A 21435-nucleotide genomic window follows, 5' to 3' on the forward strand; every position below is an offset into this window, starting at 1 on the left:
CTTTTTTGATAGTGTGTGCTCACTTAAAATTTAACGTTGGCGCTTTGTTTTGTTCAGTTTTCAAAGAGCAATTTGTTCGCCGTATCTCTTAGCGACTTTAATATCTTAACATCTTATTACTACTTCGTCAATAACTTTTTTAAAAAAGTTTTTTCATTCTTTTTCAAAAGCTTTTACGTTGCAGCAACTTTTATAATATACCAGCGTATAAATCAATAGTCAATAGATTTTTTGAATATAATTCACTTTTGAATCTCATGACTGATTCCACTTGGACAAATTCTTTTTTCCCCTCATATAGATTAGGCATTCCTCCTCGGTGCTCACCCTTTTAAACAGTCTGAAAAGGATGTTATATTTCTCGTTTATAGCCCTTTTGACCAAGTGATCGATTCTGTCATCCTGCAGATCGAATAGTATTTCATCCATCTCTCTTTTTAAAAGGTACTCCAATTCCATCTTTTCCTTGTCATTAATCAATAAACCGAGCATGGTTCACACCTCCATCAGACAGCATTCCCCATTGCCAGCATTTTTATGAATTTTCAACTGACTTTTTTGCATAACAATAATCCTCGCGCATAAATTTGAAGACAAGAGTACTTTGGACAAGGGGATGGATTAATGAAATTTTTCATGGTGCTTCAAGCCAAGAAGATCAAATATTATTCGTTAATATTACTTACGGCACTTTTTACCGCTTGGTTCCTTTTTGTACAAAACATTCTTCATGCTCCCGTTTTTTCTACAGATGATGGGCCGAAAGCTGTTTATAAAGGGGAAAAGAATGTTGCGATCACGTTCAATATCGGCTGGGGTGATGAGAAAGCCGCTCCGATAATAGAAACATTAAAAAGGGAAGAGATTAAATCCGCCACATTTTTCCTCTCGGGATCCTGGGCTGAACGTCATCCGGACATAGTAGCGGAAATTGTGAAAGAAGGATATGAAATCGGCATCCTTGGTTACGATTATAAGGATTATTCCGAAATGGAAGATCAGGAAATCATCCGGGATATTTCTAAAGCCCAGGAAGCATTTAAAAAACTTAATATAAAGAATATAGAACTTTTACGCGCTCCCACCGGACACTTTGATAAACGCCTCTTAAAAATCAGCGAGAAATTCGGATACACCGTTGTCCATTGGAGCATCGATTCAAAGGATTGGACCAATCCGGGTGTGGACCGGATCGTACAGAACATCACCAAGGCCCAAAAGGGTGATATCATCTTATTACATGCTTCAGACTCAGCAAAACAAACGAATAAGGCTTTACCGGAGTTAATAAGTGAACTTCGAACAAAAAATTTAAACTTCGTTAACGTTTCAGAGATGATTTCCAATTCATCAGCAAGCAGTGAGGAAATTCGCTGACTGAAAAAACTGCGTACTAATGGTCTCCTTGAACCTTTAGTACGCAGTTTTTATGTTTTGACTTCCTCAAGTATGGCCCGGCATACATATAGGTTATCTGCCTTCACCAAGTTCACCGGCTTTCATCTTTCCATTTGCCGGAGTTTGCTTACGCCCTCTTTTACTGGCCAATTCCTTTTGTGAAATTTCAATCAATTTGCTCAGGACCAATAATTGATAAGCATTGCAGACCAGCAATGGAAACAGCATGAAGTAAAGCCAGCTTTCATCATTGGCACTTAGGACAGGTATCCACTCCAACACCGTGAACACGACCATGAAAAACAAAGCCGGGATGAATGACTGTTTATTCGTTTGTTTCATTTTGAAATAAGCTGTAACAAGCCCCGAGGCCAATACAACCAATGCTAACACGATGTAGGAACTGATCCCCTCGCCTGAACCAAAGCTAAGGTATCGCAGGTAAACAAGATCGAAAACAACAAAAAGAATGAGTACAAGTTGAACGGCATTCCATAAGGAAGCGCTTTTAAATATTCCGAGACCAAAACGATGTATCGTTAAATAGGCAAAAAAGCCAGCTTGGCTTATGACACTGAAAATTAATCCAACACCGAATAACCAAATAAAAGTTGATAGGATGGCACTGACATCAAAAGAAGAGAAATAAGGCTTAAACTCATTCCACCGGGCCAAGAAACCTACAACTCCGCCCATTACACCACCTATAAGCAATGTTGTTAAAAACAATTTAACTAAATTACGGCTGTTCATTGTTTTCCTCCATACATTTCTATTTCATTTCCTTAATTGTACCAACCAAATTTGGAAAAATCCACTTATTCCACCAAGGAATAATATCGCCGATTGGAACCATATTAACAGTAAGAAGGATGAAAGGGGCCCTGCGTATGAGAGTGGGAGTTGCTTTGCTTTTCACGTCATTCTTACTCGTTTGTTCCGGTTGTGCTCAAAATGGAGCAGGCGCAGAAAAAATGGAGTATGAAGAGACAAAGAAGATGGTCGTAGATATCTTGAAAACAGATGATGGAAAAAAAGCCATCCAGGATATCATTACTGACGATAAAACGAAAGCTGAACTTATTATGGATTCGGATGACATTAAGAAATCCATTGAAGATATGGTCACTTCAGATAAAGGGAAGGAATTTTGGAAAAAGACATTTAATGATCCCGAATTCGCTTCCGCGTATGCTAAAGCATTAGAAGACGAACATAAAAAGGTATTGAAGGACTTAACTGCCGATCCTCAGTATCGTGGAATGCTCATGGAAATAATGAAAGAACCGGATATGGAAAAAGAAATGAATAAGTTATTAAAAACCAAGGAGATGCGGTCGGTCTACAAAGAGCTGATCATCGAAACCATGGAGAGTCCTCTCGTCCAGGCTAAAATGCAAGAGAAATTGGATAAAGCAGCCACTAAAGCGGCTGAGAAGGAGAAAAAGTAAAAAGAATGAAATAAGGCTGATTCCAATCGGAATCAGCCTTATTTTTATTGTAGTTTTTCAATGACTTTCTTAGCAATATCTTCGTAAATCCTGCCGAGCCTATGGTCCGCTGCGTAAATGGATGGAGCAAAGTCCTCTTCGTTCCAATCCGGCTGTTGCAGGGGAAGTTGACCTAAAACTTCTGTACGAAGCTCTTCTGCAAGCTTCTCTCCGCCGCCTTTTCCGAAGACATATTCTTTTTCACCCGTCGTCTTACTTTCGAAGAATGACATGTTCTCTATGACACCAATGACTTCGTGTTCTGTCTTGATGGCCATGGCACCAGCTCTTGCAGCAACGAAGGCTGCAGTCGGATGCGGTGTCGTAACGATGATTTCTTTACATGATGGGAGCATCGTATGAACGTCCAAAGCAACATCGCCTGTACCCGGCGGTAAGTCAAGGACCAAATAGTCCAAATCTCCCCATTCCACTTCATTAAAGAAACTGTTGAGCATTTTCCCCAGCATTGGCCCTCTCCATATGATCGGCGCGTTATCCTCTACAAAAAAGCCCATTGAGATAACTTGAACGCCAAACCGTTCTACAGGAATGATTTTTTCCCCGCGAACAACCGGTCTTTTTGTTATCCCCATCATATCAGGTACGCTGAATCCATAAATATCGGCATCAACCAGTCCGACCTTTTTACCTAAACGAGCAAGTGAAGTGGCGAAATTCACTGAAATCGTAGATTTTCCCACTCCGCCTTTACCGCTGGCGATCGCGATGAATTGTGTCTTGCTGTTAGGGCCAAGCAAGCCTTGGTCCGCTTCATCCTGAGGAATGCCTTCACGGTGCTTGGCTAACTCCTCTTCAGAAAGCTCCGCGAAACGGATGCCTACCGATTCCGCTCCGTTCGTTTTCAGTAAGTCCACAACTTCCGATTGCATTTGCATTTGCTCGGCGGTCCCCGTTTTCGCAATCGCAAGTTTAACGCTTACATGATTCTTTTCAGGTTTTATTTTGATTTCTATAATTCCATTTGTCTCTTCAAGGTTTTTATGTAGAAAAGGGTCTTTAAGATCCTTTAATAAATTCAGTACTTTCTCTTCTGTTAGCAAGTCGAGCACCCCTTTGAATTTTATTTTCCCATTTTTCAGTATAACATATTACGGAAAGAAAGATTATTATCTGCCCCGCATGAAAAACCTGATTATTTTCCCATAATAAAGAGGCCTTGTACCTTACAAGACCCAGACATCACTTTTCTTCTGATAGTTTTCCCTCTGTAAAGTACCGTAAAATCCCCATATAAATCGAGCTGGCAACCTTTTCTTGATACTTATCACTGACAAGGCGTTCCCTTTCCTCGGTATTGGAAAGAAAGCCAATTTCCACAAGCGCTCCCGGCTTCTTAGCATAATTCATCAAATACACATGATTAATCGTTTTTGCATCACGCTTTGTATTTTCCAGGTTCCTGATGATTTCAGTCTGAATGAATTTTGCCACCTGTTCATTTTCTTCAAACCTGCTTGTATAAAAGGTCTGGGCACCTTTCGATGACGCTGATGGAAAAGAGTTCAAATGAATGCTTAAGAATAAGTCCGCTTCCGAATCATTGATCATTTCAACCCGATTCCGTAAGTCCTCCTGTTTTCGCTGGCGGATCCCCTTTGTATTTCCCTGTGCCAAATCCTCATCTTTCTCACGGGTCATGATGACAAGGGCACCCTGTTCCTGCAAATAGTCCCTGACCTTTAATGAAACGGAAAGGGCAATTTCCTTTTCCATAATCTCTTGTACATTTGCCCCGCCGTCCATTCCTCCGTGACCTGCATCCAGAATGATGACCTTACCTGCCAACGGAAGGTTCCAGGAGTCCCAAGAATCATCTTCAACAAATTTAAAAGTTACAATTAAAAAAAGGACAAACAATCCCATAGCGATTCCTGTATATTTCAGCTTTCTGCGCATGACCGTTCCCCTTCCATGATCTCTCTACTAAAAAGTATGGGACAAACCATGGAAATAGAACAAGGAATGGGAATTTGCCTTCCTAATGCAGTTTCATTTTATATCGTTTTTCACCAGTCTTAAAGCCGTCCAGCCACCAATCCCCTACAAATCCTTCACAGCAATAAAACAAACCCTCATCAAAAGCATTATTCGCCGTAACTTCCCGCCAATACAAAATGAAGTTAAAAAGAGTATCCACCAAAAATTTCTCTTCCTTCCAGCACCTGGACCTAACATCTTCTTCCGACTCACCATAATAGCCAAACTTACTATAGTTGGCTCCTAATAAATAAGCCTCGATGGCAACATCAAAGTAGCCCTCCTCCAAAACATCCATCAAGTCCTGTCCGAAGTAACGCTGAATCCTTCCCTTCATATCCTCGATAGAAAGTTCCCTGAGCAGCCTGCGTTCGAACTTCAATTGCCTTTCCCTTTGCATCTCCTGTAAACCTAATATCACAGCCATAATTCACCTCCGGGGCAATTCCCCATTTCCCAAAATTATTTCCCAAGACATAATTTAGTTTTAGCCTTCTATTTTGAACCATTCATTTATTCCATTGGCAAAAAATAATAAGGATAGGTTTGGCAAGTAATTTAATAATGCGTATCGATATGCAAAATGCTATCTTCCATGGTCAAAGGGCAAACTGAACATTTCGGATGATGTTTAATGGCAGAAAACTCGGAACTATCACCCATAACTCGCCACTCAGGCCGCTACCCGAGGCTGACCTTGCCGACTTGGGTCGCTCACTGCGTGTGTCTCTTTGAACCTTGATCAATACTATTTGAGATCTATTAAGATAAAAGGACATCCATGGTAAACGGATGTCCTTTTATATAACTTTTAAACTGTCCTAAATTCAATCGGTGGCGCCTACACAATGTTTTGAAATGGTTTCCCATGTTTTACTTTATATCTGTCCAGCTCTTTTCTTTAATCTACCAGCAAGCGGCACTACAATTATACCAGCTATTACGACCTGCATCACGTTTCCGGGGATGGAGCCAAATGGCTGTATCCAGTTACCATAAAGAATAACCTCGACAAAATAGTAGCCGACGATTTTTATAACCAATGCAACGGCAACGGCCATAGTGTATACCCATTCTCTTTTGCCCGGTACCTTTTCGGATATAAGGCCGGCTAGAAAGCCCATTGTACCTACGATGACGAATGTAAACGGTGCCCACGCTGCCCAACCAGAGAAAAGGTCGAAGAAGGCCATACCGAAGGCGCCTGCTATCGCTCCTGTTTTTTTGCCATATACCAAGGCTGCTATAAAAAGGGGAACGTTACCAAGATGGATCAGGCCGCCGTTACCCATTATTGGAAGCTTGATGTTGATGAACATTGTCGCTACAAGAGTTAATGCAATGAATAGCGCATTGATGACCAAGGCTTTTGTTTTAGTTGTTTCAATTGGTGAGTATGTTGAATTCATATGAAGTCCTCTTTCTTTTTTAAGTATTATCATACTCCTAAACAGGAACTTAATAAATATGGATTTTACAAAAAATTCTGTATTACATAAATAAACTCAAGTGTAAACAAATGGAACACACCCGTCACCAACGCCGCCGCGGCCTTTTACTTGGATCTGATGCTGAAAATGGGACAAATCTTTTTCCGGACAAAGAACACCCCCAACATCATTGCACCTTGTACATTAAATATATTTGATTGGCAATATAATCTGAACTAAAATGAAGCCCCTTTCTTAACCACCATATTATAATGCCTACCAATGAGGCTGTTTTAATGTCAATGTCAACATATTCAGCAGGTAGATCCTTTTTGGTATTCTTCCTTCTAATTTCTACTAATTGCTTTAACAATGAAAACAACTGGTCCTCAAACTGATTCGTTTTAAATAAAATAAGTAAATAATCTCGATGAATATATAAATAATCAAGCAATTGTGTTAGCTGTTGTTTTTCTGATAAATCTTTTGCATGTATTAAAGCAAAAATTTTATCGGAAAGCTCATTTAAAATCTCATCGGTGATTTGCGTTAGTAAATCTTGAATATCCTGATAATGCAGGTAAAATGTTGTCCGATTTAATCCTGCTTTGTCTGCGATTTTCCGAACCGTTAAATTTGAAATTATGGGGTCCTCGCGTAAGAGAGCAATGACAGCGTCCTTAAACATTTCCCTTGACCGAATTGTACGAGGATCTTCTTTTTTTGGTATAGACATTTTTAACTCCTTTATAGATTTTTCCCTGACTTTCTCAACAGCATATATTTCTATGTCGATTAGTGAACATTTTCAAGAAAACTGTTCATGGTAAGCAACATATTTTTTTGTTACCATCGATTTTATCGACACGGTGTTGAGAATGCAAGTCAAAAATGAAGGGGTTGTCGACAGAAGTGGACATAACGGAAGGAAATAAAAAAGTTTTATTAATTGTATTGATCGCTGGGTGTTTTTTATCAACATTAAATCAGACACTATTAAATGTTGCATTGAGTGGTTTAATGGATGTATTTCATGTAACGGCCGCAACTGTACAATGGCTATCAACAGGATTTATGCTAGTGAATGGTGTGTTAGTGCCGATTACTGCCTTTTTAATGAAACGGTTTACAACAAGGCAGCTATTTATTAGCTCGATGTTCTTTTTGCTCATCGGATCTTTACTTTGTGCATGTGCAGGGAATTTTGGTGTGCTGTTAACGGGAAGAATGATTCAGGCAATTGGTGCCGGGATTATTATGCCTCTAATGATGACAGTTATTTTATATTTATATCCTAGCGAAAAGCGCGGAAGCATTATGGGGACAATTGGCTTTGCGATGATTTTCGCTCCAGCCATAGCCCCTACATTATCTGGTTTTATCATTGAATATGTTTCATGGAGATGGCTATTTATTGGGTTAATGCCATTTATATTAATCGTCATAGTTCTAGCGTTCAAATATTTAATGAATGTTGCCGAGACAACAAAAGCAAAATTGGATATCATAAGTGTCACTTTATCGACGATTGGTTTTGGCTGTGTATTATTTGGATTTAGTAGCGCAGGGAGCAAGGGATGGGATGATCCCGTTGTCATTACTGCAATACTCGTCGGAATGATCGTGTCGACTCTATTCTGTATACGACAAATGAAATCCAGCGATCCATTATTAAATTTATCTGTATTCAATTATAAAATTTTCACTCTCACATCTTTCATCAATGTACTAATTACGATGATCATGTATGCTGATTTAATTCTTTTACCCATTTACTTGCAAAACGGAAGAGGTTTTACAGCATTTGAAGCAGGTTTACTGTTATTACCTGGAGCTGTGATTAATGCCTTCTTATCCCCTGTCACAGGTAAAATGTATGATAAATATGGTGCTAAACCGCTCTTTATTACAGGTTTGGTATTTATCATTGTTTCGATGTGGGGAGTCATAGATATAAAAGAATCCACAACCTATAGCTATTTAATGGTTCGTACCATTATATTACGAATTGGCTTGAGCTTTATTACCATGCCATTAAATACAGCAGGGTTGAATGCTTTACCAAGAGAATTGGGTTCCCATGGTTCAGCTGTAAATAATACCATTCGCCAATTGTCAGGTGCTATTGGAACGGCAGTTGTCATCACAGTGTATACAATGCAGGCAACTTCGCATGCCTCAGAGCTATCAATGAAAAATGAAAATATTTCAGCTATTCAACTAAAGGCATTAGCTTCCATCTTTGGCTCAAGTGATGCCTATGTTTTCATGTTAATCTTATCTTTTGTGGCATTAATTTTTGCATGCTTCATGCCGGGAAAGGCCGTAATCAAAAAAAGCCAAGGTGAATCTCATAACTAAAATTATTAAATGGAGTATTGAAAATAAAGCATATCCGGGAGATCCCAGATATGCTTTTTAATATTTCCAGTGACACACTTTTCCGGGCATAAAAAAAGACTCCCAACCGAAATGGTTGAGAGTCTTTGAAACGGTAATAGAATTAACGTTTTGAGAACTGAGGTGCACGACGTGCGCCTTTAAGACCGTATTTTTTACGCTCTTTCATACGTGGGTCACGAGTTAGTAAACCAGCAGTTTTAAGAGATGGACGGTATTCTGGATCAACTTGAAGCAATGCACGAGCGATACCGTGACGGATTGCTCCAGCTTGACCAGTGTATCCACCACCGCTAACGTTTACTAGAACGTCGTAATTTCCAGTAGTTTCTGTTGCAACTAGTGGTTGGTTTACAACTTCACGTAATGCTGCGAAAGGAATATATTCATTGATGTCACGACCGTTAATAACGATGCGACCTTCGCCTGGTACTAAACGTACACGAGCTACTGAGCTCTTACGGCGACCAGTACCATAATATTGAACTTGTGCCAAGATAGTAACCTCCTTAGTAATTATCCGCGTAATTCGTATACTTCTGGTTGTTGAGCAGCGTGTGGGTGCTCAGCTCCAGCGTATACGTGTAATTTTTTGTAGATTTGACGACCAAGAGAATTCTTTGGAAGCATACCTTTGATAGCAAGTTCAAGCATTCTCTCAGGGTAGTTTGTACGCATTTCAAGAGCAGTTCTAGTTTTAAGACCGCCTGGATGCATAGTGTGACGGTAATAAATTTTGTCAGTCAATTTTTTACCAGTCAAGTGGATTTTTTCAACATTGATTAGAATTACATGATCACCAGTGTCAATGTTCGGTGTAAAAGTTGGTTTATGTTTACCACGTAAGATGGATGCTACTTCAGTAGAAAGGCGACCCAAAGTTTTGCCTTCAGCGTCAATCACATACCATTTACGTTCTACTTCATTAGCTTTCGCCATAAATGTCGTACGCATGGTTAACCTCCTAAAAAACTTTTTAATTTTTTATATTTATTTTCAATCACAATAAACTTCCGGGGCTTATCGTGGGATTAAAATACATACCATATTATATTAACTTCTCCCAGATTCATTGTCAAGGGAATGTTACACTAGGATAAGTTGTCTATAAAACACTCTCTGCAACTCCATAAAAAGGTCAGTGTAGCGTCAAACCGCTCCATTACTGAGTTCATCTCGTTTCCCAGTTGTAAAAAAACTGGTATCACTTCGAAAATAATTTTATTTGTAAAAAACTTTCCATAAATATAAGCCTTGGGCTGGTGCTGTTTTCCCTGCAAAACTGCGGTCCTTTTTGGCCAAAATCCCACTCATATCATGGGGTGACATCTTGCCGCTGCCGACATCCAGGAGCGTCCCAACCAAGATACGCACCATGTTATACAAAAAACCTTCGCCAACGAAGCGGAAAACCATGTAACCATCGCTCTCTTCAAAATCCATCACTTGTATCGTTCGAACTTTATCGACCACTTCCGTTTTAGCCGAACAAAAACTTGTAAAGTCATGTGTCCCGATCAAGTAGGAGATTGCTTCCCTCATCGCCTCCCCATCTAATGGGTAGGGATAATGATAAGCGTAATTTCGCTGGAACGGATCCCGCAGTTTAGAGCGGGCTATGATATAACGGTACTCTTTCCCAGTCGTATGGAACCTTGCATGAAAATCGTCAGGCACGATGTCGACTTCCAGAACGATGATATCGGTCGGAAGAAGGGCGCTGAACGCCTTTACCCAATTTTCCGTAGGGAATGTAAGGGGCGATTCAAAGTGAAGTACCTGCCCCTTTGCATGGACCCCTGAATCTGTCCTGCCAGAAGCTGTCACTTTTATAATTGTGCCTTTATGCATTTGGGCCAAGACTGCCTCGAATTCACTTTGTATGGTGCGCTTCTCAGGCTGCACCTGATAACCAGCAAAATCCGTGCCGTCATAAGCGATCACACATTTATATTTTGGCATAGTTCTCTTCCTTATTATGAACGTAATAAAAATAACATGACCGTAAGAACACCGATTGAGACCATCAAAAGACTATCACTCATCTTCCAGTTCAATTGGCGATATTTCGTGCGGCCTTCCCCGCCACGGTATCCTCTTGATTCCATGGCAGTTGCCAATTCCTCAGCCCGTTTGAACGAACTAACAAATAAAGGAACAAGCAGCGGTACAATCGATTTAACCCTGTCCTTTATCGGGCCAGATGAAAAGTCAACGCCCCTTGCAGTTTGAGCCTTCATGATTTTTTCCGTTTCCTCCATTAGCGTTGGAATGAAACGAAGGGCAATGGACATCATCAATGCCAGTTCATGTACAGGCATCTTCCACTTTTTCAAGGGCCCCAACAGCTCTTCCATCCCATCTGTAATGGATATCGGGGATGTCGTCAAAGTTAAAAGTGACGTAACAAGGATTAATAAAGTAAATCTTACTGATATGAAAAAACCTTGAATCAGACCGCCTTCATAGATTTCAAACCAACCGTATTCAAAAAGCAAATCCCCTTCTTTCGTAAAAAATATATGGAGAAGGAATGTAAATACGATCAAGAAAAAGATTGGTTTTAACCCATTGTAAAGATAACGAAGCGGTATTTTGGAAAGAATGATCAATAGGATGGTGAATACAGCAAGCAAACCGTAAGAAACGACATTATTCGCCAAAAAGACGACACAAACAAACAGGAACACGAGGAGCAATTTAGCCCTTGGATCCATCTTGTGAATCAGTGAATTTGCAGGGACATAACGCCCGATAATCATTTTATCCAGCATCAGCGGTTCCCCCGTTTCATGGCTTTATCTATTTCTATCGCTAAATCACCGATATTAAGACATGGGTGATCAAATCGAACACCAAGTTCCTTCTGGAGCTTTAGTTGAAAACGGACCGTATCGGGAACATCCAGGCCAAGCTCCATTAATTGTTCCGGCTCTGAGAAAATTTCCTGGGGGGTTCCTTTTTTGAACACCGTACCCTTATGCATGATAATGATGTCATCCGCGTACTTGGCTGCATCCTCCATGCTATGAGTCACCAGAATCGTTGAAATGCCTCTTGCTTTATGCAGATCATAAAACATATCCATGATTTCTTTGCGTCCTCGCGGATCCAGACCCGCTGTAGGCTCGTCAAGCACCAATACTTCCGGCTCCATGGCAAGGACCCCAGCGATGGCCACCCGTCGCATTTGTCCGCCGGATAAGTCGAATGGAGATTTTTCAAGAACTTCCTCATTCAAACCGACTTGCGCGATGGCTTTCCTGGCCAGTTTCTTCGCATCAATTTCAGAAACGCCAAAGTTCATAGGACCGAAACATATATCCTTTTCAACCGTTTCATCAAATAACTGATGTTCCGGAAACTGAAAAACAATTCCGACCTTTTGTCTTATTGGCCGCAAAGCCTTTTCTTTTCTTCCGGCTTCAATCGTCCGATCCCCAATGAAAACCCGACCCTTCGTCGGTTTTAAAAGAGCATTTAAATGCTGCAGTAGCGTGGATTTCCCGGACCCTGTATGCCCGATGATTGCGGTATAGGTTCCCGGCTCCATTGAAATATTGACATCATGCAGGGCTAGATGTTCAAAAGGAGTATTCACCTGATAGCGGTATTCTACATCATCGAGTGTAATTCGCATAAATCCTTCACCAACTCTTCCTCTGTCAAATGCCCATCAACTACACGAACACCATTTTTTTGTAACTCCTTGGTTAGTTTCACTGAAAAGGGAATATCCAGACCAAGAGCAATCAATTCTTCCTCTAATTCAAAAATATCCTGAGGCGATCCTTCACGATATAGCCGACCTTGGTTCATGACTATCATTCGATCAGCTTTCGCAGCTTCCTCAAGATCATGGGTTATTGATATGACAGTAATATCGTTTTCCTGCTTTAATTCCCTAACTGTTTCAAGCACTTCTTCACGGCCTCTTGGGTCAAGCATGGAGGTTGCTTCATCTAAGATGATTATGTCTGGCTGCAGGGCTATTACACCTGCTATTGCCACTCTTTGCTTTTGACCGCCGGATAGATGGTGCGGCTCTTGATTAAGAAAGGCATTCATTTTAACCTTATTTAACGCACCATGAACACGCTCCACCATAACCTGCTGAGAAACACCGGCGTTTTCTAAACCAAAAGCCACATCATCCTGAACTGTAGTGCCTACAAATTGATTATCTGGGTTTTGAAAAACCATGCCAATTTTCTGGCGTACATCCCAAACGGATTCTTCTGTCAATAGTTGATCATTAATCGTAATGGTACCTGAGTTAGCGAACTGAAGACCATTCAGTAACTTCGCTAATGTCGACTTGCCAGAGCCATTATGTCCGACAATCGCAAGCCACTCCCCCTGATGAATATCAAAAGAAACATCATCCAAGGCGTTTCGAGACTGACCCTCATATTTAAAAACAATATTATTTAAAGAAACCAGCTTCTTCACCATGTGGCCCTCCTCATTCTCGACTGCACTCGTCTAAACTAAACTCTGCTCACTCAATATAAATATAGTAATTTTCCTTCTGAAAATATAAAAAAACGCTGCACCCCTTCCACCGAAAGAATTTTCGGTAAATTAAGAGCAGCTAATAGCGGGCCTGTTACGAAAAACAGGTTATCTTATAATCGCTTATCAAAAGCGGGAAGGGATGCTTGAGCTAGACGTGAAGGCTCCCTGCATGATACAGGTTCCGCCAGCCATCGTAACACTCAATGCGAATTTCTAAAGTACAGAATTTCTATTTTAAAAAAAGAAAAAGGGCATAGAACAAGTGAGTATATTCATTTGTCCCGCCCTTTTTCATCGTTGTTATTAAACTAATTCAATAACCACGACTGGTGCACCGTCACCGCGGCGTGGACCAACTTTCATGATACGAGTGTATCCACCTTGACGTTCTTCATAACGTGGAGCCACGTCACTGAATAGTTTTTGAAGGGCATCTGTGCCATTCTCAGCGTCAGCGATTTCGTTACGGATGAAAGATGCAGCTTGACGGCGTGCATGCAAGTCACCACGTTTACCAAGAGTGATCATTTTATCTACTACAGAACGTAATTCCTTTGCACGTGCTTCAGTAGTTTCAATGCGCTCATGGATAATAAGATCCGTAGCTAAATCACGAAGTAATGCTTTACGTTGTGCGCTAGTGCGTCCTAACTTTCTGTAACCCATTAGAGATTCCCTCCTTTGTTGAAGTTCTATATTGTGTGTCTATAACAAGGCTCACAACATAATGGATTGATTCCGCCATGTTATCAGTCGTCTTTACGAAGACCTAAGCCTAATTCTTCTAGTTTCGCTTTCACTTCTTCAAGTGATTTACGTCCTAGATTACGTACTTTCATCATATCTTCTTCCGTTTTATGAGCTAGCTCTTGAACGGTATTGATTCCAGCACGTTTCAAGCAGTTGTAAGAACGAACAGAAAGGTCTAATTCTTCGATCGTCATCTCAAGAACTTTTTCTTTTTGATCTTCTTCTTTTTCAACCATGATTTCAGCATTTTGAGCTTCATCGGTTAAACCAACAAAGATATTTAAATGCTCTGTTAAAATCTTAGCTCCAAGTGCTACCGCTTCTTGCGGACCAGTACTGCCATCAGTCCAAACATCGAACGTTAACTTGTCAAAGTTAGACAACTGTCCAACACGTGTATTTTCAACTTGGAAAGATACGCGTGAAACTGGAGTGTAAAGAGCATCGATTGGTATTACACCAATTGGCTGGTCTTCTCTCTTGTTTTGAACAGCAGGAGTGTAGCCGCGGCCGCGACGTGCAGATAAACGCATACGCATATGACCGTTTTTACCAATTGTAGCAATATATAAATCCGGATTAAGAATTTCTACATCACTATCATGAGTGATATCAGCAGCCGTGATGACTCCGTCACCTTGAACGTCAATTTCCAGCGTCTTCTCTTCATCAGAGTAAATCTTAAGAGCTAGTTTTTTCACATTAAGAATGATAGATGTTACATCTTCCACGACGCCTTCAATTGTTGAGAACTCATGTAGCACTCCATCAATTTGTATAGCTGTGACAGCAGCACCTGGGAGTGAGGATAAAAGGATACGACGTAAGGAGTTACCCAATGTAGTACCATACCCACGCTCTAGTGGCTCTACGACGAATTTACCGTATTTGGTATCGTCGTTGATTTCAACCGTTTCGATTTTTGGTTTTTCTATTTCGATCATCAATAAACCCTCCTTCAAAACGTCAAAACCCCGGCAAGTAAACGAATTCACTTAAACCGAAATTCCCCATGTATACGTTCCCGCTGTGCGCAACAACTGAAAATTAATCCTCTGTAAGAACGCAAACTCAGTATTATATCCCATTATTGACAGGAATACAAAATCTATACAGAAAAATTAAACACGGCGACGTTTTGGTGGACGGCATCCGTTATGTGGAACTGGAGTTACATCTTTAATTGCAGTTACTTCTAGGCCAGCAGCTTGAAGTGCACGAATAGCAGCCTCACGTCCAGCACCAGGTCCTTTAACTGTAACTTCAAGAGTTTTCATACCATGTTCAATTGATGTTTTAGCAGCTGTTTCAGCAGCCATTTGTGCAGCGAACGGAGTGGATTTACGAGATCCACGGAATCCTAGAGCTCCAGCACTTGACCAAGAAATAGCATTACCATGAGAGTCAGTGATCGTAACGATAGTGTTATTGAATGTTGAACGAATATGTGCAATACCAGTTTCTATATTCTTTTTCACACGACGTTTACGTGTATTAGTTTTACGTGCCATGAAAAGTAACCTCCTTTACTAATTATTTTTTCTTGTTAGCTACAGTACGACGAGGTCCTTTACGCGTACGAGCATTGTTTTTTGTATTTTGACCGCGGACAGGAAGACCACGACGGTGACGTAAACCACGGTAAGAACCGATTTCCATTAAACGTTTGATGTTTAGGGAGATTTCACGACGAAGGTCGCCTTCTACTTTAAGCTTGTCAATGATATCACGAATTTTGTTCAATTCGTCTTCCGTTAAGTCACGAACGCGAGTTTCTTCAGAAACGCCTGCTTCTGCAAGAATCTTGATCGCTGTTTGTTTTCCAATACCATATATATATGTTAATGAGATAACAATACGTTTGTCACGGGGAATATCTACTCCAGCAATACGTGCCATGCTTGAGTGCACCTCCTTCTATTTAGCCTTGTTTTTGTTTATGTTTAGGGTTTTCGCAAATAACCATAACTTTACCTTTTCTGCGGATAACTTTACACTTTTCGCAGATTGGTTTGACTGATGGTCTGACTTTCATTGCTATCTAACCTCCTTATACAGATCGGAGCGAAACCGGATTATTTGAACCGGTATGTGATTCTGCCGCGAGTTAGATCATACGGGGAAAGCTCAACCGTAACTTTATCTCCAGGCAAAATGCGAATAAAGTGCATACGAATTTTACCGGATACATGAGCTAAAACAGTATGACCATTTTCTAATTCTACCTTAAACATTGCATTTGGCAAAGTCTCTTGTACTGTGCCTTCTACTTCAATTACATCATCTTTCGCCATTAAAGTGATTCTCCCTTCTCTATGCGTGAACCTATTAAAGGTACACATCTTTCCGTCAACATTACTACAGTCCAATCATCCTCATAAGTCTTACAATTCTGCATCAAGTATTCACCATTTTGTAGAACCAGGCTTTAACTGAGGACCTTTATCAGTTGGACCGAAATGAGGATTTTATGGGTCCTCATGTAAGTCTTGACCGATTCCGTGACCGACATACTCTCGAAATAGAGAAGCAATTAGTCTCGACATAGGTTTGAATAGCATGGGAGATGTTTGAAAGGCGCACGCCTGACATAGCTTCTTTCAACCCTCTATATCACGACTCTTTAGGAATCCCAATAGAGTCACTGCATTTCTTCATCAATTTTGCCGACCGGATATGTCCATGAAGATCACTTAAAAAGTAATCGCCCAATTCAGGGAATACCAAGTACAAGAACCTGATTAATAAATGTGCGAATGCTCTCGCGAAATCCATTATACCCTTTGTATTATAGGAATGCACCAAGTTTAACTAGTAAGTTAGAAAAATGGTATGAATTTCATAAATCAATACGAATGATTAATTTTGTAAAGCACCAAGCAACACATCGATATCTTCAAATACCTTATTAATATCTTGCTGTCCGTTAATGTTCACCAAGTATCCTTTATCTCCGTAGAAATCAAGAAGTGGCTTGGTTTGTTTCAAATTCACATCTAAGCGATTTTGAACCGTTTCTGCATTATCGTCGGCACGTTGATATAATTCTCCGCCGCAACGGTCGCATACATCATCTTTAGCAGGAGGATTGAATACAAGATGGTATGTCGAACCACAAGATTTGCAAATACGACGTCCTGTCAATCTTTCCATTAAGATGCTTTTATCAACATCGATATTAATGACAAAATTCATTTTGCGATCTAAATCAGTAAGAATGCCCTCAAGTGCTTCTGCCTGTGCCACAGTACGTGGAAATCCATCAAGCAAAAATCCTTTGAGACAGTCTTCCTTGCTTAACCGTTCGCGTACGATGCCAATGGTAACTTCATCAGGTACCAATTCGCCTTTGTCCATGAATGATTTCGCCTTTAGACCTAATTCTGTTCCATCTTTGATAGCTGTTCGGAACATATCTCCAGTAGAGATATGAGGGATATTATATTTTTCTACGATTTGTTCAGCTTGAGTGCCCTTACCAGCACCCGGCAGACCCATTAACACTAGATTCAATTTTCTTCCCCCTCAAACTCTATAATGGGTAAAGGGAACAAGCCGTTCCCAAAACTCATTACTTTATAAAGCCTTTATAGTGTCTCTTCACAAGTTGTGATTCCAGCTGCTTCATCGTATCAAGGGCAACCCCCACTACGATCAGCAAACTGGTTCCACCAATCTGTGCAGATTGAGGAAGATCAGCAAGCTTAATGAAAAATACCGGTAAAACGGCAATGATGGCTAAAAATATAGAGCCTACAAACGTCAGACGGTATAAAACACGTGTTAAATATTCTTGTGTACTCTTACCTGGACGAATCCCCGGCACATAGCCACCTTGCTTTTTCAAATTCTCAGCCATTTGTTCAGGGTTAACCTGAATGAATGCATAAAAATACGCAAAAGCAATGATAAGAGCAACATATATGATCATACCAATTGGCTTGGTGTAATCAAGATTTGTTGATATCCAACTAGTCACGCTGTTCTTTCCAAAGAAAGAAGCGATTGTAGTGGGAGTAATGATAAATGCCATTGCAAAGATTACCGGAATAACCCCCGCAGCATTTACTTTCAATGGTAAATGAGTAGACTGGCCACCCATTTGTGTACGACCTACCGCAGCACGTTTCGCATACTGAATAGGAATTTTACGTAATGCCTGCTGAATGAAGATAACAGCAACCACGATTGCTAATACTGCTAAAACAATGAGGATAATCGTTATGATTCGTAAGAATAATTGATCACCGGCATTTTCAAATTGTTGGGCGTAAATCTGATTTGCCGTAGTTGGCAAACTAGCTACGATACCAGCAAAGATAATGATGGAGATCCCATTACCCACACCCTTAGCAGTGATCAGCTCCCCTAACCACAGAAGAAAAGCTGTTCCTGCCGTTAAGACAGTCGCAATAAGCAAGTATGTTGCAATTCCAGGATTTTCAATCAACTGTCCACCTGACATATTATTGAACCCATAAGACATACCAACTGCTTGGATAAATCCTAGGATAATAGTGAAGTAACGAGTGAATTGTGCTAATTTACGGCGCCCTGCTTCCCCTTGTTTAGACCATTCAGTGAACTTAGGAACAACATCCATCTGTAACAGCTGAACGATGATGGATGCCGTGATGTAAGGCATGATACCCATCGCTAAAATCGAAAAGTTTTGCAGTGCTCCGCCGCCAAAGGTATTTAAAAGACCTATGACGCTCAGCTGGTCCTGTTCAGCGAGAAAATCGGCATTCACATGCGGTACAGGTATAAATGTACCGATGCGATAGACGATTAACATTAGAAGGGTAAAAATAATCTTATTCCTTATTTCACCCACGCGCATAAAATTGGAGATCGTGCGAAACATTAGATCACCTCTGTATTACCGCCAGCAGCTTCGATAGCTTCTTTAGCAGTAGACGAGAATTTGTGAGCTTTAACAGTAAGCTTTTTCTCAATGCTTCCTTTGGCAAGAATTTTGATTCCTGCTTTTTCTTTACTTACAACCCCAGTCTCAAGTAAAAGAGCTGGTGTTACTTCAGTACCGTCTTCGAAAAGATTTAACGTATCAAGATTCACGATAGCATAGTCTTTACGGTTGATGTTGGTAAATCCACGTTTAGGTAAACGTCTGAATAGAGGAGTTTGACCCCCTTCAAATCCAAGACGCACACCGCCGCCGGAGCGAGCGTTTTGTCCTTTGTGTCCTTTACCTGCTGTTTTACCGTTACCAGATCCAATACCGCGACCTTTACGTTTACGTTCTTTACGAGAACCTTCTGCAGCTTTTAACTCATGAAGTTTCATGTTGGCACCTCCTTGTTAAGTTAAAAATTATTTTATTGTTCTTTTACAGTAACAAGATGAGCAACTTTGGTAATCATACCGCGAATCGCAGGGTTATCTTCTTGAACAACCGTTTGATGCATTTTGCGTAAACCCAAAGTGTTAACTGTAACACGTTGATCTTCAGGACGACCAATCAAGCTGCGAGTGAGGGTGATTTCTAATTTATTAGCCATAATTCGATTTCCCTCCTTATCCTAACAGTTCTTGTACTGATTTTCCACGTAACTTAGCTACGTCTTCAGCACGTTTCAATTGCTTCAATCCTTCAATTGTTGCGCGAACCATATTAATAGGTGTATTAGTACCTAGTGATTTAGACAAGATATCGCTAACTCCGCCTAATTCAAGTACCGCACGAACAGGACCACCAGCAATTACTCCTGTACCTTCAGAAGCTGGTTTCAATAGAATGTGACCTGCGCCATAGCGACCGTTCACAAGGTGAGGAATAGTAGTACCAACCATCGGTACAGTAATTAGATTTTTCTTAGCATCCTCAATAGCTTTACGGATAGCATCCGGAACTTCTTGAGCTTTACCAGTACCAAATCCAACATGACCATTTTTATCACCAACTACAACTAGTGCAGTGAAACGGAAACGACGTCCGCCTTTAACAACTTTAGCTACACGATTAACTGTAACTACGCGTTCTTCAAGTTCTAATTTATTAGGATCAATGCTACGCATCTGTTATGTCCCTCCTTATCCATTAAAATTCTAAGCCGTTTTCACGAGCAGCGTCAGCCAATGCTTTTACACGACCATGGAAGAGGTAACCACCGCGGTCAAATACCACAGCTTTGAAACCTTTTTCAACAGCACGTTTCGCAATAAGTTCGCCAACTTTTTGAGCTGCTTCAGCATTGCTACCTGCTTCGATATTGATCTCTTTATCAAGAGTTGAAGCACTTGCCAATGTTACGCCTTTTGCATCGTCAATTAATTGTGCGTAAATGTGTTTGTTTGAACGAAACACATTTAAACGAGGACGAGCTTCTGTTCCAGAAAGCTTAGCACGTACACGCGCATGTCTTTTCTGACGAGTAGCATTTTTATCAAGCTTCGTAATCATTTACGTCACTCCTTTCGTTTACTTATGCGGCATTACTTACCAGTTTTACCTTCTTTACGACGAACGAATTCGCCTTCGTAACGGATACCTTTACCTTTATACGGCTCAGGCGGGCGAACATCACGGATATTAGCTGCTAGAGCTCCTACACGTTCTTTGCTTGCACCTTTTACGATTACTTTTGTATTAGAAGGAACTTCGACTTCAACGCCAGCTTCTGGCTCTATTTCTACAGGGTGGGAATATCCTACGTTAAGGACAAGCTTGTTACCTTGCTTTTGTGCACGGTACCCAACCCCAATAAGTTCAAGTGATTTTACGAAACCTGTTGATACACCTTCAACCATGTTAGAGATAAGTGCGCGAGTAGTACCGTGTAAAGAACGGTGAGTCTTCTCGTCAGACGGACGTGTAACAGTTAACACGTTCTCTTCAACAACGATTGAAAGGTCAGGACTGAATGATCTAGTTAATTCACCTTTAGGACCTTTAACAGTTACTTCACTTCCAGTAACAGTAACTGTTACGCCTGCAGGGATTTCAATAGGTTTTTTACCTATACGAGACATAATGTGCACCTCCATTCTTGTGAAAATGTATTACCAAACGTATGCTAAAACTTCTCCGCCAACTTGTTTAGAGCGAGCTTCCTTGTCTGTTAAAACTCCGTGAGAAGTAGAAACAATTGCGATACCTAAACCGTTAAGAACGCGTGGTACCTCTCCAGTTTTTGCATATACACGCAAACCAGGTTTGCTGATACGTTTTAGACCAGTGATAACACGTTCGTTGTTTGCACCGTATTTTAAGAAGATACGGATGATACCTTGTTTGTTGTCTTCGATTAATTCAAAGTCACGTACGAAGCCTTCACTTTTTAAGATCTCAGCAATTTCCTTTTTGATCTTTGAAGCAGGAACTTCCAGTTTTTCGTGACGAACCATATTCGCATTACGGATGCGAGTAAGCATATCTGCAATAGGATCTGTCATGACCATTATATTTTACCTCCTTCCCAAACTCG

The 21435-nt window shown here is 40.6% G+C and carries 30 protein-coding genes and 1 pseudogene; 3 read left to right on the plus strand and 28 right to left on the minus strand.

The features are described from left to right. Positions 1–255: 255 nt before the first annotated feature. Positions 256–492, minus strand: a complete 237-nt coding sequence (locus ACYP5M_RS25405; protein WP_101225888.1) for a hypothetical protein — start codon at positions 490–492, stop codon at positions 256–258. A gap of 132 nt (positions 493–624) precedes the next feature. On the opposite strand from ACYP5M_RS25405, the gene pdaB reads away from it, so the two are divergent. Next, positions 625–1377, plus strand: a complete 753-nt coding sequence (gene pdaB / locus ACYP5M_RS25410; protein ID WP_101225887.1) for a polysaccharide deacetylase family sporulation protein PdaB — start codon at positions 625–627, stop codon at positions 1375–1377. A 93-nt stretch (positions 1378–1470) separates the two neighbouring features. Here the strand turns inward: pdaB and ACYP5M_RS25415 are convergent, their stop codons facing one another. Then, positions 1471–2151, minus strand: coding sequence for a KinB-signaling pathway activation protein (locus ACYP5M_RS25415; RefSeq protein WP_459735690.1), 681 nt, complete (start codon positions 2149–2151; stop codon positions 1471–1473). Positions 2152–2288: 137 nt separating this feature from the next. Here ACYP5M_RS25415 and gerD point away from each other — a divergent pair, with 137 nt between their 5' ends. Then, positions 2289–2849, plus strand: coding sequence for a spore germination lipoprotein GerD (gerD, locus tag ACYP5M_RS25420; protein ID WP_101225885.1), 561 nt, complete (start codon positions 2289–2291; stop codon positions 2847–2849). Between the two features lie 44 nt (positions 2850–2893). Here gerD and ACYP5M_RS25425 read toward each other — a convergent pair whose 3' ends face one another. The 5 genes from ACYP5M_RS25425 to ACYP5M_RS25445 form a co-directional block, all read right to left on the minus strand. Then, positions 2894–3952, minus strand: a complete 1059-nt coding sequence (locus ACYP5M_RS25425; protein WP_459735691.1) for an Mrp/NBP35 family ATP-binding protein — start codon at positions 3950–3952, stop codon at positions 2894–2896. 139 nt (positions 3953–4091) lie between these two features. Beyond that, positions 4092–4808: an N-acetylmuramoyl-L-alanine amidase CwlD gene (cwlD, locus tag ACYP5M_RS25430; RefSeq protein ID WP_101225883.1), complete on the minus strand. Its 717-nt coding sequence runs from the start codon at positions 4806–4808 to the stop codon at positions 4092–4094. Between the two features lie 82 nt (positions 4809–4890). Continuing rightward, positions 4891–5316 (minus strand): DUF2521 family protein, encoded by a 426-nt coding sequence (locus ACYP5M_RS25435; RefSeq protein ID WP_101225882.1) that lies wholly within the window; start codon positions 5314–5316, stop codon positions 4891–4893. Positions 5317–5767: 451 nt separating this feature from the next. After that, positions 5768–6298, minus strand: a complete 531-nt coding sequence (locus tag ACYP5M_RS25440; RefSeq protein WP_101225881.1) for an ECF transporter S component — start codon at positions 6296–6298, stop codon at positions 5768–5770. A 208-nt stretch (positions 6299–6506) separates the two neighbouring features. Beyond that, positions 6507–7055 carry a TetR/AcrR family transcriptional regulator gene (locus ACYP5M_RS25445; protein WP_459735692.1) on the minus strand — a complete coding sequence of 183 codons (549 nt, stop codon included), beginning with the start codon at positions 7053–7055 and terminating at the stop codon, positions 6507–6509. Between the two features lie 155 nt (positions 7056–7210). On the opposite strand from ACYP5M_RS25445, the gene ACYP5M_RS25450 reads away from it, so the two are divergent. Continuing rightward, positions 7211–8680 carry a DHA2 family efflux MFS transporter permease subunit gene (locus ACYP5M_RS25450; RefSeq protein WP_459735693.1) on the plus strand — a complete coding sequence of 490 codons (1470 nt, stop codon included), beginning with the start codon at positions 7211–7213 and terminating at the stop codon, positions 8678–8680. A 142-nt stretch (positions 8681–8822) separates the two neighbouring features. Here the strand turns inward: ACYP5M_RS25450 and rpsI are convergent, their stop codons facing one another. The 21 genes and pseudogenes from rpsI to rpsH form a co-directional block, all read right to left on the minus strand. Next, positions 8823–9215, minus strand: coding sequence for a 30S ribosomal protein S9 (gene rpsI, locus ACYP5M_RS25455; RefSeq protein ID WP_034304957.1), 393 nt, complete (start codon positions 9213–9215; stop codon positions 8823–8825). Between the two features lie 20 nt (positions 9216–9235). Further along, on the minus strand, positions 9236–9673 hold the full coding sequence (gene rplM, locus ACYP5M_RS25460) for a 50S ribosomal protein L13 (RefSeq protein ID WP_034304960.1): 438 nt from the start codon (positions 9671–9673) through the stop codon (positions 9236–9238). Positions 9674–9940: 267 nt separating this feature from the next. Next, positions 9941–10681 carry a tRNA pseudouridine(38-40) synthase TruA gene (truA, locus tag ACYP5M_RS25465; protein WP_230178747.1) on the minus strand — a complete coding sequence of 247 codons (741 nt, stop codon included), beginning with the start codon at positions 10679–10681 and terminating at the stop codon, positions 9941–9943. Between the two features lie 14 nt (positions 10682–10695). After that, complete coding sequence (locus ACYP5M_RS25470) at positions 10696–11493, minus strand: energy-coupling factor transporter transmembrane component T family protein (RefSeq protein ID WP_101225877.1); 798 nt, start codon at positions 11491–11493, stop codon at positions 10696–10698. Then, positions 11493–12359, minus strand: coding sequence for an energy-coupling factor ABC transporter ATP-binding protein (locus tag ACYP5M_RS25475; protein ID WP_053537046.1), 867 nt, complete (start codon positions 12357–12359; stop codon positions 11493–11495). Before ACYP5M_RS25475 ends, ACYP5M_RS25470 begins: the two co-directional genes overlap by 1 nt. Then, positions 12335–13174: an energy-coupling factor ABC transporter ATP-binding protein gene (locus ACYP5M_RS25480; RefSeq protein ID WP_101225875.1), complete on the minus strand. Its 840-nt coding sequence runs from the start codon at positions 13172–13174 to the stop codon at positions 12335–12337. The genes ACYP5M_RS25475 and ACYP5M_RS25480 overlap by 25 nt, the downstream gene beginning before the upstream one ends. 366 nt (positions 13175–13540) lie before the next feature. Next, positions 13541–13903 (minus strand): 50S ribosomal protein L17, encoded by a 363-nt coding sequence (gene rplQ / locus ACYP5M_RS25485; RefSeq protein ID WP_034304973.1) that lies wholly within the window; start codon positions 13901–13903, stop codon positions 13541–13543. A gap of 83 nt (positions 13904–13986) precedes the next feature. Next, a complete protein-coding gene (locus tag ACYP5M_RS25490) occupies positions 13987–14931 on the minus strand; it encodes a DNA-directed RNA polymerase subunit alpha (RefSeq protein WP_034304976.1) in 945 nt (314 codons plus the stop codon). Between the two features lie 177 nt (positions 14932–15108). Then, complete coding sequence (rpsK, locus tag ACYP5M_RS25495; protein ID WP_028390438.1) at positions 15109–15498, minus strand: 30S ribosomal protein S11; 390 nt, start codon at positions 15496–15498, stop codon at positions 15109–15111. Between the two features lie 22 nt (positions 15499–15520). Next, positions 15521–15886 (minus strand): 30S ribosomal protein S13, encoded by a 366-nt coding sequence (gene rpsM, locus ACYP5M_RS25500; protein WP_034304978.1) that lies wholly within the window; start codon positions 15884–15886, stop codon positions 15521–15523. A gap of 22 nt (positions 15887–15908) precedes the next feature. Continuing rightward, the gene (gene rpmJ, locus ACYP5M_RS25505) at positions 15909–16022 is read right to left on the minus strand and encodes a 50S ribosomal protein L36 (RefSeq protein ID WP_003156543.1); all 114 of its coding nucleotides are present in this window, start codon (positions 16020–16022) and stop codon (positions 15909–15911) included. A gap of 40 nt (positions 16023–16062) precedes the next feature. Next, positions 16063–16281 carry a translation initiation factor IF-1 gene (infA, locus tag ACYP5M_RS25510; protein ID WP_028390440.1) on the minus strand — a complete coding sequence of 73 codons (219 nt, stop codon included), beginning with the start codon at positions 16279–16281 and terminating at the stop codon, positions 16063–16065. A gap of 42 nt (positions 16282–16323) precedes the next feature. After that, positions 16324–16676, minus strand: a pseudogene (locus ACYP5M_RS25515) (M24 family metallopeptidase); the annotation flags it as partial. A 170-nt stretch (positions 16677–16846) separates the two neighbouring features. Next, complete coding sequence (locus ACYP5M_RS25520; protein WP_101225874.1) at positions 16847–17500, minus strand: adenylate kinase; 654 nt, start codon at positions 17498–17500, stop codon at positions 16847–16849. Between the two features lie 58 nt (positions 17501–17558). Beyond that, positions 17559–18854: a preprotein translocase subunit SecY gene (gene secY, locus ACYP5M_RS25525; protein ID WP_034304981.1), complete on the minus strand. Its 1296-nt coding sequence runs from the start codon at positions 18852–18854 to the stop codon at positions 17559–17561. Then, entirely contained in the window at positions 18854–19294 is a 441-nt protein-coding gene (gene rplO / locus ACYP5M_RS25530) for a 50S ribosomal protein L15 (protein ID WP_034304982.1), read from the minus strand. Before rplO ends, secY begins: the two co-directional genes overlap by 1 nt. A gap of 32 nt (positions 19295–19326) precedes the next feature. Beyond that, positions 19327–19509 (minus strand): 50S ribosomal protein L30, encoded by a 183-nt coding sequence (gene rpmD / locus ACYP5M_RS25535; protein WP_034304984.1) that lies wholly within the window; start codon positions 19507–19509, stop codon positions 19327–19329. A gap of 16 nt (positions 19510–19525) precedes the next feature. After that, a complete protein-coding gene (gene rpsE, locus ACYP5M_RS25540; protein ID WP_034304987.1) occupies positions 19526–20026 on the minus strand; it encodes a 30S ribosomal protein S5 in 501 nt (166 codons plus the stop codon). Between the two features lie 22 nt (positions 20027–20048). Then, entirely contained in the window at positions 20049–20411 is a 363-nt protein-coding gene (gene rplR, locus ACYP5M_RS25545) for a 50S ribosomal protein L18 (RefSeq protein ID WP_101225873.1), read from the minus strand. Positions 20412–20443: 32 nt separating this feature from the next. Next, a complete protein-coding gene (rplF, locus tag ACYP5M_RS25550) occupies positions 20444–20980 on the minus strand; it encodes a 50S ribosomal protein L6 (protein WP_137016892.1) in 537 nt (178 codons plus the stop codon). Between the two features lie 30 nt (positions 20981–21010). Next, on the minus strand, positions 21011–21409 hold the full coding sequence (gene rpsH / locus ACYP5M_RS25555; RefSeq protein ID WP_034304995.1) for a 30S ribosomal protein S8: 399 nt from the start codon (positions 21407–21409) through the stop codon (positions 21011–21013). Positions 21410–21435 lie beyond the last annotated feature (26 nt).

Source organism: Peribacillus sp. N1 (assembly GCF_054600815.1).